This is a genomic window from Streptomyces sp. GC420, assembly GCF_009916105.1.
GTDB lineage: Bacteria > Actinomycetota > Actinomycetes > Streptomycetales > Streptomycetaceae > Streptomyces.
The window spans coordinates 1-14,526 of the sequence record NZ_JAAAXQ010000004.1 but is presented as its reverse complement, the minus strand read 5'-3'; the positions used below and the strand labels follow the sequence as shown (position 1 = coordinate 14,526).

Genomic DNA, 14,526 nt, shown 5'->3' with positions numbered 1-14,526 from the left:
ATGACCACCCTGCAGAGCGTTCCGTCTCTCGGGACGCGCCCGGCTGCCGGTTCCCTGCCGAGCCGCGCCGAGACTCGGGAGCGACTGTCCAAGGCGACGTACGACCTCCTGGTGATCGGCGGCGGCATCCTGGGCATCTCGACGGCCTGGCACGCCGCGCAGTCCGGACTGCGGGTGGCGCTGGTGGACGCCGGCGACTTCGCCGGCGCCACCTCCTCCGCCTCCTCCAAGCTGCTCCACGGCGGACTGCGCTACCTGCAGACCGGCGCGGTGCGGCTGGTGGCGGAGAACCACTTCGAGCGGCGGGCGGTGTCCCGCGAGGTCGCCCCGCACCTGTCCAACCCGCTCACCTTCTACCTGCCGGTCTACAAGGGCGGGCCGCACGGGGCGGCCAAGCTGGGCGCGGGCGTCTTCGCCTACTCCGCGCTGTCCGCCTTCGGCGACGGTGTCGGGCACGTCATCAGCCCGGCGAAGGCGCAGCGCGACGTTCCGGAGTTGCGCACGGAGAACCTGAGGGCCGTGGCCGTCTACGGCGACGACCAGATGAACGACGCGCGGATGGCGCTGATGACGGTCCGCGCGGCCGTCGACGCGGGCGCCGTGGTCCTCAACCATGCCGAGGTCACGGACCTGCGCTTCACCGGAGGACGGGTCACCGGCGCCGAGCTGAGGGACCGTACGGACGGCAGCGAGTTCGGGATCGACGCGCGGCTGGTGCTCAACGCCACCGGTCCGTGGGTCGACCACCTCCGCCGCATGGAGGACCCGAACGCGGCCCCGTCGATCCGGCTGTCGAAGGGCGCGCACCTGGTCCTGAGGCGGACCTCGCCGTGGCGGGCGGCGCTGGCCACTCCGATAGACAAGTACCGGATCACCTTCGCCCTCCCCTGGGAGGACATGCTGCTCCTCGGCACGACGGACGAGGAGTTCGAGGGCGACCCGGCGGACGTCCGCGTGAACGACGGGGACATCGACCAGATCCTGGACGAGGCCGCCTTCTCCATTAGGGACCAGCAGCTGTCCCGTGATCTGATCACCTACTCCTTCGCGGGTCTCCGGGTGCTGCCCGGTGGCCCCGGCGACACCGCGAAGGCCAAGCGCGAGACGGTGGTGACCGAGGGCCGGGCCGGCATGCTGTCCGTGGCCGGCGGCAAGTGGACGACCTTCCGCCACATCGGCCGCACGGTCATGAACAAGCTGGCGGAACTCCCCGGCCACCCCCTCGGCGAGGACATGGAGCCCATCTCCGAGCTGCCCAGGAAGCTCCCGCTGCCCGGTATCGCCAACCCCCGGGCGGTCGCCCACCGACTGCTGGTCGACGGGCCCGCGCCCGGACCGCGGATGGCCGCCGACACCGCGCGTCACCTCGCCACGCACTACGGCTCGCTGTCCTTCGACATCGCGCGGCTGGCGAACGACGACGCGGCACTGGCCGAGCGGATCCACCCGGACGCGCCGGAGATCTGGGCCCAGGTCGTGTACGCCCGCGACCACGAGTGGGCGGAGACCGCCGACGACGTGCTGCGGCGGCGCACCACCCTGACCATCAGGGGCCTGGCGACGGACGAGGTCCGGGCGCGGGTGCAGGACGTGCTGGACAAGAGGAACTGACGGCCGGACGGTCCAGCACCCGAGGGGGCGGTCTCCCGCGACGGGAGGCCGCCCCCTCGCGTCCGCGGGCGGGAGCGGACCGCCGGCCGGACGGACGACGCGGACCGGCGCGGAGCGCGCCGGACCCGCGGGCGACCGGCACGGACGGCGGAGGGCCCGCGGGCGACCGGCACGGACGGCGGAGGGCCCGCGGGCGACCGGCAGGCACGAGCCCGGCCGGACCGGACCGGCACGGACCGGCACTGACCGGCACGGACCCGCGCGAACCAGGAGGCGAGCGGGGCGAGCCGCCCGCACTAACCGGTGTTACCCTCCATTTTCGTCCGGCTACGCACGCCCGGCTGGAGGCCGCCCGCATGACCCGTCCGCCCACCGTCACCCGTGGGTTCACCGGCCGCTCCGGCTCCTCCGGCCGTGATCCGAGGCTGCCCCCCGGCCAGTACGACGCCCGCGACACCTGGCCGGTCCTCTCCGCCGAGGTCACCCCGCGGCTGGGCCCCGCGGACTGGACCTTCCGGGTCGGCGGCCTGGTCGCTCGCCCCACCACCTGGACCTGGGACGAGGCGCACACCCTGCCGCCCTCCTCCTACGAGGGCGACATCCACTGCGTCACCGGCTGGTCCAAGTTCGGCGTGCGCCTGACGGGCGTGAGCGTCGACGACTTCCTCGCCGCCGCCGGACCGCTGCCCACGGCAACCCACGCCGTGGCCTACTCCCACACCGGCTACACGGCGAACCTGCCGCTGGCCGACCTGACCGGTGGGCGCGCCTGGATCGCCTGGGAGTACGGCGACGCCCCGCTCGCGCCGGAACACGGCGGGCCGGCCCGGCTGGTCGTGCCGCACCTGTACTTCTGGAAGAGCGCCAAGTGGGTCGCCGGTCTGCACCTGCTCGACCACGACGAGCCCGGCTTCTGGGAGCGCAACGGATACCACACCCGGGGCAACCCGTGGCAGGAGGAGCGCTACCGCGGTGACTGAGACCTTCGTCCCCCCGACGCCCTTCGCGGTCCCCGGCCGGATCGCGGTCGACGAGCGGGCCGCGGCCACCTGGCAGACCGCGACGATCACCGGTATCAGGGCCGAGGCCCTGGGCGTCAAGACCTTCCGGCTCGCCGTGCCGGGCTGGGCCGGGCACCTGCCCGGCCAGCACCTGATGCTGCGGCTCACCGCCGCCGACGGCTACACCGCGCAGCGCCACTACTCGATCGCCTCGCCTCCCGACGACTCGGGCCATGTCGAGCTGACCCTGGACCATGTGCCGGGCGGCGAGGTCTCCGGGCATCTGCACACGGTCGCCAGGGCCGGGGACACGGTGGAGGTGCGGGGGCCGCTCAGCGGATTCTTCGCCTGGCCGGGCGACCGGCCGGCGCTGCTGCTCGGCGCGGGCTCCGGCGTGGTGCCGCTGATGTCGATGTTGCGCCACCACCGGAGGCGCGGGCTGCGGGTGCCGCTCCACCTGATCGTCTCCACGCGCGGGCCCCGGGAACTGCCGTACGCAGGCGAGTACGGCGAGGAGACCCGGGTGGTCTACACGCGCACCGCCCCCGCGGGAATCCCGGTGGGCAGACTCTCGGCCGCCCACCTCGCCCCGTACCTGCGGCCCCGTCCCCCGGCCGGCGACTGGGAGGCGTACGTCTGCGGCTCCAACGGTTTCGCCGAGCACGCCTCGCGGCTGCTCGCGGACGGTGGCTGGCCGGTGGAGCGGATCAGGATCGAACGCTTCGGCTGACCCCGCGTGTGCTCATGATGTGCGCAGGCAGACATCGGATGTCTGTCTCCGCGTCCTACGCAGGTGCCTGCGCACCCGGGAAGGATCCGTCACGGCGGTCACCGACGAGGCGATCGAGAAGATCAAGGGGATGATCGTCTCAGGCGAGCTGCGCCCCGGCGACGGGCTGCCCAAGGAGAGCGAACTCGCCGCCGAGCTGGGGCTGTCCCGCAACTCGCTGCGCGAGGCGGTGCGGGCGCTGTCGCTGACGAGGATCCTCGACGTACGGCAGGGCGACGGTACGTACGTCACGAGTCTGGACCCGCAACTCCTGCTCGAGGCGCTCAGTTTCGTCGTCGACTTCCACCGCGACGACACGGTGCTGGAGTTCCTCGCGGTGCGCCGGATCCTGGAGCCCGCGGCCACCGCGATGGCGAGCGCCCTGACCACGGAGGCGGAACTGGACGCGCTGTCCGGGCAGTTGGACGCGCCGGGCCCGGATCCGTCCGTGGAGGAACTCGTCGCCTGTGACCTGGAGTTCCACCGGGGCATCGTGCGGGCTTCCGGGAACTCGGTGCTCTGCTCGCCGCTCGACGGGCTGTCCGGGCCGACCACCAGGGCCCGTATCTGGCGTGGGCTGACGCAGGAGGACGCGGTCAGCCGCACCCTCACCGAGCACCGGGCGATCCTGGCGGCGCTGCGCGACCGGGACGCGGAGGCGGCCAGGTCCTGGGCCACGGTGCACATCGCGAGCGTGGAGCATTGACCTCCTCCATCGCCCTGAAGGGCTATGGATTCTCCGTCTGTGGGTGGTCCGCCGGCGATCCGGCTCGTGGTCGGACGCCCGACCACCCCCGTAAGGGGCTGCGGCCCGCCCCCTCGAAAGCCGTAGGCTGGGGGCGCAAGGTATGGAACTTCGGAAGGAGGCACTGGGTGATCGAGCTCGAGGGGGTTCCCGAGCTGATCGACCCGGTCATGGTGGCCGCGTTCGAGGGCTGGAACGACGCCGGCGACGCCGCCTCCACCGCGGTCGCGCACCTGGACCGGGAATGGAAGGGCGAGGTGTTCGCGGCGCTCGACGCCGAGGACTACTACGACTTCCAGGTCAACCGGCCCACGGTGTTCCTGGAGAACGGCGTCCGCAAGATCACCTGGCCCACCACCCGCCTCTCGGTGGTGCGCATCGGCGGCGACAAGCCACGCGACCTCGTCCTGGTGCGCGGGATCGAACCGTCCATGCGCTGGCGCTCGTTCTGCAACGAACTGCTCGGCTTCGCGCACGAACTGGGCGTCGAGATGGTCGTCATCCTGGGCGCCCTTCTCGGCGACACCCCGCACACCCGGCCGGTCCCCGTCAGCGGCGTCACCTCGGATCCCGAACTGGCGCGCACGATGAACCTGGAGGAGACCCGCTACGAGGGGCCCACCGGCATCGTCGGCATCCTCCAGGAGGCGTGCACGCACGCGGGTGTGCCGGCGGTGAGCCTGTGGGCGGCCGTCCCGCACTACGTCTCCCAGCCGCCCAACCCCAAGGCCACGCTGGCCCTCCTGAACCGTCTCGAGGACCTGATCGACCTGCGGATCCCGCTGGGCGAGCTGCCGGAGGACGCGAGGGCCTGGCAACTGGGCGTCGACCAGTTGGCGGCCGAGGACAGCGAAGTGGCCGAGTACGTCCAGACGCTGGAGGAGGCCAGGGACACCGCGGAGCTGCCGGAGGCGTCGGGCGAGGCCATCGCCCGGGAGTTCGAACGCTATCTGCGGCGCCGGGACGGGCAGCCCGGCCCGGCCGGCGGCCCGCACGCCACCGAGACCGGTGACTCGTCGACGTATCTGCGCGACAGCTCCGGCGGACGGACCCGCCCGCCGAAGCCGCCCCGCGACGAGCGGCAGGACGACTCCGACGAGGAGTAGGCCCGGGACACGCGTACACCGGCGGCGCCGGCCGGACCACATGGTCCGGCCGACGCCGCCTTCCGTGTCCCGCCGCCCGTGCGGCTGCCGCCCGCGGTCCTAGGCCGTGTCCGACAGGGGTCGCCGTCCGCCCGGAGGCGGGGTCCGCGGCGTCTGGTGCGTGCGATCGCAAGGCGGAGGGTCGTCCTCGTAGTGGGCCTACTCGGACGATCCCGACAACGCAGCGAGGGCGCGTGCCAGGCGTCGCGGGGCAGGCGAGATTTGTCAGACGGGCCTAGAGCGCGACGCCGAGGAGCGCGTCGACGGCCCGGGAGACCACGCCGGGCGCGCCCTCGTCCGTGCCGCCCTCGCGTTCCTGGAGCTCGGCCCAGCGGTCGACCGCGGCCAGCGCGGCCGGGGCGTCCAGGTCGGCGGCCAGGGCGGCGCGGATCTCCTCGACCAGCGCCTCGGCCGGGGGTCCGTCGGGCCGGGACACGGCGGAGCGCCACCGGCCGAGCCTTTCGACGGCCTCCTGGAGCACCTCGTCGGTCCACTCCCAGTCGGAGTGGTAGTGGTGGGCGAGGAGCGTGAGCCTGATGGCCGCCGGATCCACGCCGTCCCCGCGGAGCCTGGAGACGAAGACCAGGTTGCCCTTGGACTTCGACATCTTCTCGCCGTCGAGGGCCACCATCCCGGCGTGCACGTACGCCTTGGCCATGGGGTACTCGCCGGTGAGCACCTGGGCGTGCGAGGCGCCCATCTCGTGGTGCGGGAAGGCCAGATCGGAACCGCCGCCCTGGACGTCGAAGCCCATGCCGAGGTGGTCGAGGGCGATGGCCACGCACTCGATGTGCCAGCCGGGGCGGCCGGGCCCCAGGGAGCCCCCGTCCCAGCTGGGCTCGCCCGGGCGGGCGGCCATCCACAGCATCGGGTCCAGCGGGTTCTTCTTGCCGGGCCGGTCCGGGTCGCCGCCGCGCTCGGCGCAGAGCAGCCGCATGGTCTCGGCGTCGAGCCGGGACACCGAGCCGAAGTGCCGGTCGGACTCGACGGAGAAGTAGATGTCGCCCTCGAGTTCGTAGGCGGCGCCGGCGTCCCTGAGCCGCTCGACGAGCGGGATGATCCCCGGTATGGCCTCCACGGCACCGATGTAGTGCTCCGGCGGGAGCATCCGCAGCGCCGTCATGTCCTCCCGGAACAGGGCGGTCTCACGCTGCGCCAGCTCCGTCCAGTCGTGCCCGTCGCGTACCGCGCGCTCCAGCAGTGGGTCGTCGACGTCGGTGACGTTCTGGACGTAGTGAACCTGCCGCTTGGTGTCGAGCCACACGCGCTGCACCAGGTCGAACGCGTTGTAGGTCGCCGCGTGACCCATGTGGGTCGCGTCGTACGGCGTGATGCCGCAGACGTAGATACGGGCTACGGGGCCGGGGCTGAGGGTGATCAGCCCACCGGTCGCGGTGTCGTGGATCTGCAGGTCGCGGCCCTTGCCGGGCAGGGCGGGGACCTCAGAAGCGGGCCAGGCATACATGCCTTGAGCGTAACCGGACGCACCTTCCGCATACGAACCGGAGGGGCCGATCCTGTCCGAACCGGCACTCTTGCGCCCGGCGACGGAATGTGCAGGTCACGCCCGGCCCGCCGGGAGCGCCGCAGCGCGGAGCGGGCACAGGGGGGCGGGCACGGGCCCGCGCCCCGCGGCCGGACCGCCTCACACCGGCGGCCAGGGAATGGAGGGCCATTCCCCGCCGGGTTCGGGGTGCCGCCCGCTCTTCAGCAGCGCCTCCACCCGCTCGAGTACGGCGTCCAGCTCGACCGGAGTGATGAGCTGCGCCAACCGGGTGGCGAGCGGACCCGCGGGCGCCAGCTCCCCGGCCAGGCGCCGCAGCACTTCCAGGGCCTCCCCGGGCAGCGGCTCGCCGGCCCACCCCCACAGCAGCGTCCTGAGCTTGTTCTCCGCGTTGAACGTGACGCCGTGGTCGATTCCGTAGAGCCGGCCGTCCGCCGCGGGCAGCAGATGACCGCCCTTGCGGTCGGCGTTGTTGATCACCGCGTCGAGAACCGCCAGGCGCCGCAGCCGCTCGTCGTCCGCGTGCACGAGCAGCGCCGTACGCCCCTCGCCGACCTCGGCCTCGCCGATGGCCCGCCAGCCCTCCCCGGGCTCCTCCGCCTCGACGAGGGCCAGCAGCCGCGCCTCGGCGTCGGCCTCGACCCACAGCTGGCACATGCCCTCGCCGTAGGGCCCGTCGCGGAGCACCGTCGGCGGCACCAGGCCCCAGCCGGTCGCCTCCGACACCTCGTAGGCCGCGACCTCGCGCCGGGCGAGCGTGCCGTCGGGGAAGTCCCACAGCGGGCGCTCCCCCGCGACCGGCTTGTAGACGCAGTCCGCCTCGGTGCCGTCGTACGAGATCCGGCAGAAGAGCACCGCGTTGGAGGCCTCCCGGATCCTGCCGCGCACGGTGAGCTCGCCCTCGGTGAGCAGCTCGGCCGCGGGCGTGCCGGGGGTCAGGCCCCGCGGCGGTATCCGTTCTGGCGCGGGCATACGTGTCCCTCCGGGTCGAGCGGCAGGCTGCAGAGCGGGCAGGGCGGGCGCCCGGCGTTGACGACCTCCAGGGCCCGCTTGGCGAAGGCCCTGGCCTGAGCGCCGGACAGGCGGACCCGCAGCATCGGGGGCCCGTTCTCCTCGTCCTGGAGGAGCCGCTCCTCGGCCTCCGCGAGATCCTCCTCCGATTCCGCGTCGAGTTCGACGAGCGCCTGCGCCTCCACGATCATGCGCTGCTGCTCGCCGTCCCAGGCAAGCGCCATCGTGCCGACCCGGAACTCCTCCTCGACGGGGCTCTCCAGGGGCGCGGTGTCGGCCACCTCGGCGGGGGCGACGGCGGGGACGGGCGCGTTGCCGCCGCTGCGCCGCACCACCTCGTCCAGCAGTTCGTCCATCCGCTCCGCAAGTGCTGCCACCTGCGTCTTCTCCAGGGCGACGCTGGTGACCCTGGTGCCCTCGACCGCCTGAAGGAAGAATGTGCGGTGTCCGGGCAGCCCGACCGTACCGGCGACGAAACGATCCGGCGGGTCGTACAGGAAAACCTGACGGGACACGGCCTCTGGCTCCCTTTCGAGCTGTACGGACTTTCGGCCCGTCCACCCTACTGCGCCGCGATCACGGTGCGCCCGCCGCACCACCGACCGTGGCCTGGCCGCCGTCACCGCCGGCCCGGCCTTCAGCGCCGCCGGCGGCGTCGTCGCTCTCCTCGCGGGGCACCAGCGCGGCGAAGTCACCGGTGTCGCCGAGCCGGAGGAGGAAGGGTCGCGTCCGGGTGTAGCGGATCACGGTCAGGGAACATGGCTCGACACTGATCCGCTGGAAGAGGTCGAGATGGAGTCCGAGAGCGTCGGCGACGAGGGACTTGATGATGTCGCCGTGCGAACACATGACGAACGCGGCCTGCTCGCCGTGCTCCGCGTCGATCCGCGCGTTCCACTCGCGCACCGCGTCGACGGCCCTGGCCTGCATCGCCCGCATCGTCTCGCCGCCGGGGAACGTGACGGCCGACGGGTGGTTCTGCACGACCTGCATCAGCGGCTCCTCGGCCAGTTCGGCGAGCTTGCGGCCGGACCAGTCCCCGTAGTGGCACTCCCCGATCCGCTCGTCGGTGTGCAGTGTCAGCTCCGGGCGGGTCGCGAGCAGCGGCGCCACCGTCTCCCGGCAGCGCTGGAGCGGACTCGAGACGACGGCGGCCAGCGGCAGTTCCGCGAGCCGCCCGGGCAGCGCGGCGGCCTGCGCCGCGCCGCGCTCGTCGAGGGCGACGCCCGGTGTCCAGCCGGCGAGCAGCCCCTCGGTGTTGGCGGTCGAGCGGCCGTGCCGGAGAAGGAAGAGGGTTGCCATGCGGGCCACCCTAGGACACACCCGCAAGGCCGCTCCGGCCCGCCCGGGACGCGGCAGGCCCCTGCCCGGTGCACGGGGCGGCCGGCCGGGGAAGGAAACCCGGCATGATCGTGGACTGTGCCATCTACCGGAACGGCCGGCGTACCGAGAGTCCGCGGGACTTCTCCGACGCCCTGGCGGAGGCCCGCGCCGCGGGGCACTCCTTCCTCTGGATCGGGCTGCACGAGCCGACCGAGGAGGAGTTCGGCCTCGTGACCGAGGAGTTCCGGCTGCATCCGCTCGCCGTCGAGGACGCCCTCAAGGCCCACCAGCGCCCCAAGCTGGAAATCTTCGACGACTCACTGTTCATGGTGCTCAAGCCCGTCCTCTACGAGCCGGAGAGCGACACGGTGACCGCCGGTGAGCTGATGCTGTTCCTCGGCGACTCCTTCGCCGTCACGGTCCGGCACGGGCCGGGGGCGCCGCTCGGCGACGTACGGCGGCGCCTCGAGGACGAGCCGGACATACTGCGGTCCGGCCCCGCCTCGGTGCTGTACGCCGTGAGCGACGCCGTGGTCGACCAGTACATCGAGGTCGCCGCGGAACTCCAGGTCGACCTGGAGGAACTGGAGGCCGAGGTGTTCGCGCCCGCCGGCGGGGACCTGCGCAACACGGCGGCGCGGATCTACACCTTCAAGCGGCAGGTGCTGGAGTTCCGGCGCGCCACCGGACCGCTGGCGGCCCCCGTGCAGCGGCTGGCCGAGGCCGCGGGCGTGCCCTTCGTGCCCGAGGGGACGCGGCCGTTCTTCCGTGACGTCAGCGACCACCTGATCCGGGCGAACGAATCGGTGGAAGGACTCGACCGGCTGCTGTCGGACATCCTGTCGGCGCACTTGGCGCAGACGGGCGTGCGTCAGAACGACGACATGCGGAAGATCTCCGCGTGGGCGGCCATGGCGGCCGTCCCGACGATGGTCGCCGGGATCTACGGCATGAACTTCGAGTACATGCCGGAGCTTCGGTCGACGTGGGGCTATCCGGCCGTGGTGCTGTTCATGGCGGGCACCGTCCTCGGCCTGTACCGGCTGTTCAAGCGGCGCGGCTGGCTCTGAGCGCCGCCTGGGTCGCAACCGGCCGGACCGGGGCGGGACGGGGACGGCCGGGCTCGGGACGGGGGGCGTACCCGGGTCAGGCGAACTCGGGCGCCGAGGTGGCGGGGCCGCCCAGCGCGTCGCGCCGCTCGGGCATCGTCAGGCTGACGGCCTTGCGCCAGCCCCCGGCGCGCTCGTACGCGTACATGGCGTGGATGCCGGCCACGAGGACGGCGCTCTTGGCCCTGGACCAGCCGAGGATGCGGCCCATGTGGGCCATCACGGCGAGGCTGACGTCGCGGTAGATCCTGATCTCGGCGAGGGCGCTCTCCCGCAGGATCCGCTGGATGGTGCGCCCGTGGCCCTCACGGGCCAGGCGCAGCAACTCCTCGTGGCAGTAGGCGAGGTGGTTGTCCTCGTCGGCGGAGATCATCCGTACCGCCTTGCCGATCTCCGGGTGGTCGGCGAAGTCCCTGCGGAGCATGACCATCTGGTCGGCGGCCCGCTGCTCGGTGACCCGGCTGTGGGCCAGGTAGGTGATGATGTCCTGTTCGGTGAGGGGTTCGTCGCGGCGCAGCTTGTCGTGCGCCAGGCCGACGCCGTTCTTCTCCAGCAGCACCGTGTAGTCCGTCTCCGGGGGGACCGGAACGGGTTCGAGACCGCGCCTCTTCAGCAGGGCCTTGAATATCCGGCCGTGCTTGTCCTCGTCGGCGCCGTGCCGCGCCACTTTCGGGGCGAGTGCGCGCATGCTCTCCGGGACTAGGGCCGCGATCCTGCCGTTCTCCCAGCCTCCCTGGGTCTCGCCGCCGGCGGCGATGGAGCAGAACAGCCGGAACGAGTCGTCGTTGTCCACGATCTCCTGGAACAGGCTCTTGGCCGACAGCATCAGTGCCACCTCCGTGAGACGTCCGCGCACAAAGAGTCAAGTGCGGGACGCACGGGCAGGCAACAGCTGGGGCGGAGAACTCCGCCGAACGGAGGACGGACGAGAGCGACCCGGTGCGTAACCGCACGGGGCGCCGGGGCGTTGTTCCGGATGACGGCCGTGGCGGGGAAGACCCCCCGAGCCCCCACCACGGCCGCAGGCTTCTCATCCAGGGGCACGGCGAGTGCTTCGCGTTTCCCCTCGCCTCTCCCTGCCGCGTTTCCCGTCCGCCCGGGCCCGGCCGGGTCGGCCGGTCCGGGCGGCGCCCAGGGAACTAGGCCAGACCGGCGCGCTCCAGGGCCTCGGTGCCGGCCCGCAGGGAGGCCAGGCGCTCGTCGAGGGTGAATCCCGCGGGCGCGAGCGTGAGCGTGGTGACCCCCGCCTCGGCGTAGGCCGTCATGCGCTCGGCGATGCGGTCCACGGAACCGAGCAGCGTGGTGGAGTCGATCAGCTGCTCCGGGATCGCGGCGGCCGCGCCCTCCTTGTCGCCTGACAGGTACTTGTCCTGGATCTCGGCGGCCTCCTTCTCGTATCCCATGCGCTGGGCGAGCTGGTTGTAGAAGTTCTGCCTGCGGCTGCCCATGCCGCCGACATACAGGGCGGTGTAGGGGCGGAACATGTCGGCGAGCGCACCGATGTTCTTGTCGTCACCGAGAGCGAGCGGGACGGTCGGGCAGACGTCGAAGCCCTCCATGGTCTTGCCCGCCTTCTCACGGCCCGCCCTGATGTGCCGGATCGCGGTGTCCTCGATGTGCGCGGCGGAGGGGAAGATCAGCAGCGCGCCGTCCGCGATCTCGCCGGTCTGCTCCAGGTTCTTCGGCCCGATCGCGGCGATGTACAGCGGGATGTGCTCGCGCGTGGGGTGCACCGTGAGCTTGAGCGGCTTTCCCGGGCCGCCGGGGAGCGGGAGCGTCCAGTGCTCGCCCTCGTACGTCAGCCGCTCGCGGGACATCGCCTTGCGGACGATCTCGACGTACTCGCGGGTACGGGCGAGCGGCTTGTCGAACTTGACGCCGTACCAGCCCTCGGAGACCTGCGGGCCGGAGACGCCGAGGCCCAGCCGGAAGCGTCCGCCGGAGAGCGAGTCCAGGGTGGCGGCGGTCATCGCGGTCATCGCGGGCTGGCGGGCCGGGATCTGCAGGATCGCGGAGCCGACGTCGATGCGCTCGGTCTGCGCGGCCACCCAGGCGAGCACGGTGGGAGCGTCCGAGCCGTAGGCCTCCGCGGCCCAGCAGACCGAGTAGCCGAGCCGGTCCGCCTCCTTGGCGACGGCCAGGTTGTCGCCGTCCATTCCGGCGCCCCAGTAACCGAGGTTGATCCCGAGCCGCATAGCCGCTCCCTTTACTGATCAGTAACGTCCTTGTTGCCGGGACTCTAGCGCGCGGCGGGCCGATCCGTCAGGAGCCGCTTGTCCACAGGCCCCCTGAACAGAGGTACGGCAAAGTAATCTCAGCGCCCATGGAGCAGAGGCATCTCGGCCGCACCGGCCTGCGCGTGTCCCGGATCGGACTCGGCACTCTCACCTGGGGCCGGGGCACCGACGAGCACGACGCCGCCGACATGTTGAAGGTGTTCTGGGAGGCGGGCGGCACCCTGGTCGACACGGCAGACGTGTACGGCGACGGGGACTCCGAGTACCTGCTCGGCAGGCTGGTCGAAGGGCTCGTGCCGCGCCGTGACCTGGTCATCGCGACGAAGGCGGGCAGCGTGCCGGACCCGGACCGGCGCTTCAACGGCTCGCGCGGACACCTGCTGGCCGCGCTGGACGCCTCCCTGCAGCGGCTGGGCACCGACTACGTCGATCTGTGGCAGGTGCATGCGTTCGATCCCGAGACCCCGCTGGACGAGACGCTCCAGGCCCTCGACCTGGCGGTCTCCTCCGGACGCGCCCGCTACGCCGGGGTGTCCAACTTCTGCGGCTGGCAGCTTGCCAAGGCGGCGACCTGGCAACTGGCCGCGTCCGGCACACGGACCCGGCTCGCCAGCACGCAGATGGAATACTCGCTGCTCCAGCGCGGCGTCGAGCGGGAGGTGCTGCCCGCCGCGCTCGACCTCGGCGTCGGCCTGCTGCCCTCCTCGCCGCTCGGCCGGGGCGTGCTGACCGGCAAGTACCGCCACGCCACGCCCGCCGACTCCCGCGGTGCCTCCGACCACATGGCCCCCTTCATCGCCCCGTACCTCGACGACACGGCCACCCGGATCGTGGACGCCGTCATCACCGCCGCCGACGGCCTCGCCACCACCCCGCTCCATGTCGCCCTGGCCTGGATCCGGGACCGGCCGGGCGTGGCCGCCCCGATCGTGGGGGCGCGCAATGCGCAGCAGCTCACGGCGGCGTTGTCAGTGGAGGCGCTTAGTCTTCCTGACGAGATCTGCCAGGCGCTCGACGACGTGTCGGCGCCCGTGCACCGCTATCCCGACCAGGACTGGAGCACGCTGTGAGTACGGAGCCGGCACCCGCGGAAACCCCGGGCGACGACACGGCCCCGGGGTCCCGCCCCTCTTCCCCGCCAGGCGACGCGCGCGCGGACGGGGGTTCGGGGGTGCCGGAGCCGTCCGTCTCCGGCGCGGGTGAGGTGGACGTGGACGAGGACGAGGCACCTGACCTCGACGCCGGCGGCGCCGAGCCCGGCGAGGGACGGGCCGCCGAGGCTGGGCCGGACGGGGCGCCCGGCGCACCGGAGCCGGAATCGGGCCCGGCCGCGGCCGGCTCCGCCGAGACCGGCGACGACCACGGGGACCGCGACGGCGACACCGCAGACGCGGCGTCCGGGGCGGAATCCGTTACAGCGTCCGGCACCGCGTCCGGCGAGGGACGGGCCGCCGAGGCGGGAGACGACGGGGCCGCCGGTGCGGACGGGGCGGCCGGTGAGAACGCCGCGGCGGACACCGGCGGCGCCGAGGACGAGGCGGCCGCGGAGGCGGCAGCACTCGCCGAGGTCCGGGAACGGATCGAGCGCCGCAAGGCCGAGAAGAAGGGCCCCATCGAGAGCGGCGCGAAGCTGAGCGGGACGGCGGCCGATCTGCTGGCGGCCGTACGAGCCGTGGAGAGCGGCAGGAAGCCACCGCGTGATGCCAGGCCCGAGCGTTCCGCCCCACCCGGCGCCCCGGATCGCGGCGGCCCGTCGGGCCATGATGCCCCGGCTCCTTCCGGGCGGCCGGGCCTCCCGGGCTCCGGCTCGGGCGGTACGGACGGGTCCGCTCCGGCACAGGGCGCGGAAGGGCCGCGCGCGGGAGATCCCGCCGTGCCCGGGGGCCCGGGACACGGCACCCGGCACGCGGGCGGCCCCGGATCCGGCACGGCCGGTGTCACCGGCCGTGAGGGCGAGGACGTCCCGGCGGCCGCCGGGCAGGCGGGCGGACCGGCCGCGGACGGGCTCGACGCCGCGGTCGTCGGGGCTTGCGCCGAGGCGCTCGGCAATGAGGGCTCCATCGGTCTGATC

General features: G+C 73.0%; 13 protein-coding genes and 1 pseudogene. 8 read left to right on the top strand and 6 right to left on the bottom strand.

The annotated features are described in order from the left end of the window. From GUY61_RS01185 to GUY61_RS01165, 5 genes are all read left to right on the top strand, one after another. Positions 1–1,611, top strand: coding sequence for a glycerol-3-phosphate dehydrogenase/oxidase (locus tag GUY61_RS01185; RefSeq protein WP_166628130.1), 1,611 nt, complete (start codon positions 1–3; stop codon positions 1,609–1,611). A 356-nt stretch (positions 1,612–1,967) separates the two neighbouring features. Then, positions 1,968–2,591, top strand: coding sequence for a sulfite oxidase-like oxidoreductase (locus GUY61_RS01180; RefSeq protein WP_166628129.1), 624 nt, complete (start codon positions 1,968–1,970; stop codon positions 2,589–2,591). Then, positions 2,584–3,342 (top strand): FAD-binding oxidoreductase, encoded by a 759-nt coding sequence (locus GUY61_RS01175; protein WP_166628128.1) that lies wholly within the window; start codon positions 2,584–2,586, stop codon positions 3,340–3,342. The genes GUY61_RS01180 and GUY61_RS01175 overlap by 8 nt, the downstream gene beginning before the upstream one ends. A 67-nt stretch (positions 3,343–3,409) precedes the next feature. Next, positions 3,410–4,087 (top strand): FadR/GntR family transcriptional regulator, encoded by a 678-nt coding sequence (locus GUY61_RS01170; protein ID WP_166628162.1) that lies wholly within the window; start codon positions 3,410–3,412, stop codon positions 4,085–4,087. Between the two features lie 167 nt (positions 4,088–4,254). Then, positions 4,255–5,232: a PAC2 family protein gene (locus GUY61_RS01165; protein ID WP_166628127.1), complete on the top strand. Its 978-nt coding sequence runs from the start codon at positions 4,255–4,257 to the stop codon at positions 5,230–5,232. A 274-nt stretch (positions 5,233–5,506) separates the two neighbouring features. Here GUY61_RS01165 and mshC read toward each other — a convergent pair whose 3' ends face one another. The 4 genes from mshC to GUY61_RS01145 form a co-directional block, all read right to left on the bottom strand. Next, a complete protein-coding gene (mshC, locus tag GUY61_RS01160) occupies positions 5,507–6,736 on the bottom strand; it encodes a cysteine--1-D-myo-inosityl 2-amino-2-deoxy-alpha-D-glucopyranoside ligase (RefSeq protein WP_166628126.1) in 1,230 nt (409 codons plus the stop codon). A gap of 180 nt (positions 6,737–6,916) precedes the next feature. Then, on the bottom strand, positions 6,917–7,747 hold the full coding sequence (locus tag GUY61_RS01155) for an SCO1664 family protein (RefSeq protein WP_166628125.1): 831 nt from the start codon (positions 7,745–7,747) through the stop codon (positions 6,917–6,919). Beyond that, a complete protein-coding gene (locus GUY61_RS01150) occupies positions 7,711–8,301 on the bottom strand; it encodes a DUF3090 domain-containing protein (protein ID WP_166628124.1) in 591 nt (196 codons plus the stop codon). The genes GUY61_RS01155 and GUY61_RS01150 overlap by 37 nt, the downstream gene beginning before the upstream one ends. Before the next feature lie 61 nt (positions 8,302–8,362). Then, complete coding sequence (locus GUY61_RS01145) at positions 8,363–9,088, bottom strand: histidine phosphatase family protein (RefSeq protein ID WP_208105409.1); 726 nt, start codon at positions 9,086–9,088, stop codon at positions 8,363–8,365. A gap of 104 nt (positions 9,089–9,192) precedes the next feature. Here GUY61_RS01145 and corA point away from each other — a divergent pair, with 104 nt between their 5' ends. Then, entirely contained in the window at positions 9,193–10,179 is a 987-nt protein-coding gene (gene corA, locus GUY61_RS01140) for a magnesium/cobalt transporter CorA (protein WP_166628122.1), read from the top strand. A gap of 76 nt (positions 10,180–10,255) precedes the next feature. On the opposite strand, the gene GUY61_RS01135 is transcribed toward corA, so the two are convergent. Together GUY61_RS01135 and GUY61_RS01130 are read right to left on the bottom strand one after the other, a co-directional pair. After that, a complete protein-coding gene (locus GUY61_RS01135) occupies positions 10,256–11,044 on the bottom strand; it encodes a ferritin-like domain-containing protein (RefSeq protein WP_166628121.1) in 789 nt (262 codons plus the stop codon). 313 nt (positions 11,045–11,357) lie between these two features. Continuing rightward, positions 11,358–12,413 carry an LLM class F420-dependent oxidoreductase gene (locus GUY61_RS01130; protein ID WP_166628120.1) on the bottom strand — a complete coding sequence of 352 codons (1,056 nt, stop codon included), beginning with the start codon at positions 12,411–12,413 and terminating at the stop codon, positions 11,358–11,360. A gap of 128 nt (positions 12,414–12,541) precedes the next feature. Between GUY61_RS01130 and GUY61_RS01125 the strand changes: the two genes are divergently transcribed. Both GUY61_RS01125 and GUY61_RS39575 read left to right on the top strand, forming a co-directional pair. Beyond that, positions 12,542–13,525, top strand: a complete 984-nt coding sequence (locus tag GUY61_RS01125) for an aldo/keto reductase (protein ID WP_166628119.1) — start codon at positions 12,542–12,544, stop codon at positions 13,523–13,525. 101 nt (positions 13,526–13,626) lie between these two features. After that, a pseudogene (locus GUY61_RS39575) lies at positions 13,627–14,526 on the top strand (hypothetical protein); the annotation flags it as partial.

Bases quoted from the DNA above. Each gene is read 5' to 3' on its own strand.
- GUY61_RS01185 (WP_166628130.1), top strand. From the start codon at position 1: ATGACCACCCTGCAGAGCGTTCCGTCTCTCGGGACGCGCCCGGCTGCC.
- GUY61_RS01180 (WP_166628129.1), top strand. From the start codon at position 1,968: ATGACCCGTCCGCCCACCGTCACCCGTGGGTTCACCGGCCGCTCCGGC.
- mshC (WP_166628126.1), bottom strand. From the start codon at position 6,736: ATGTATGCCTGGCCCGCTTCTGAGGTCCCCGCCCTGCCCGGCAAGGGC.
- GUY61_RS01155 (WP_166628125.1), bottom strand. From the start codon at position 7,747: ATGCCCGCGCCAGAACGGATACCGCCGCGGGGCCTGACCCCCGGCACG.
- GUY61_RS01145 (WP_208105409.1), bottom strand. From the start codon at position 9,088: ATGGCAACCCTCTTCCTTCTCCGGCACGGCCGCTCGACCGCCAACACC.
- corA (WP_166628122.1), top strand. From the start codon at position 9,193: ATGATCGTGGACTGTGCCATCTACCGGAACGGCCGGCGTACCGAGAGT.
- GUY61_RS01135 (WP_166628121.1), bottom strand. From the start codon at position 11,044: ATGCTGTCGGCCAAGAGCCTGTTCCAGGAGATCGTGGACAACGACGAC.
- GUY61_RS01130 (WP_166628120.1), bottom strand. From the start codon at position 12,413: ATGCGGCTCGGGATCAACCTCGGTTACTGGGGCGCCGGAATGGACGGC.
- GUY61_RS01125 (WP_166628119.1), top strand. From the start codon at position 12,542: ATGGAGCAGAGGCATCTCGGCCGCACCGGCCTGCGCGTGTCCCGGATC.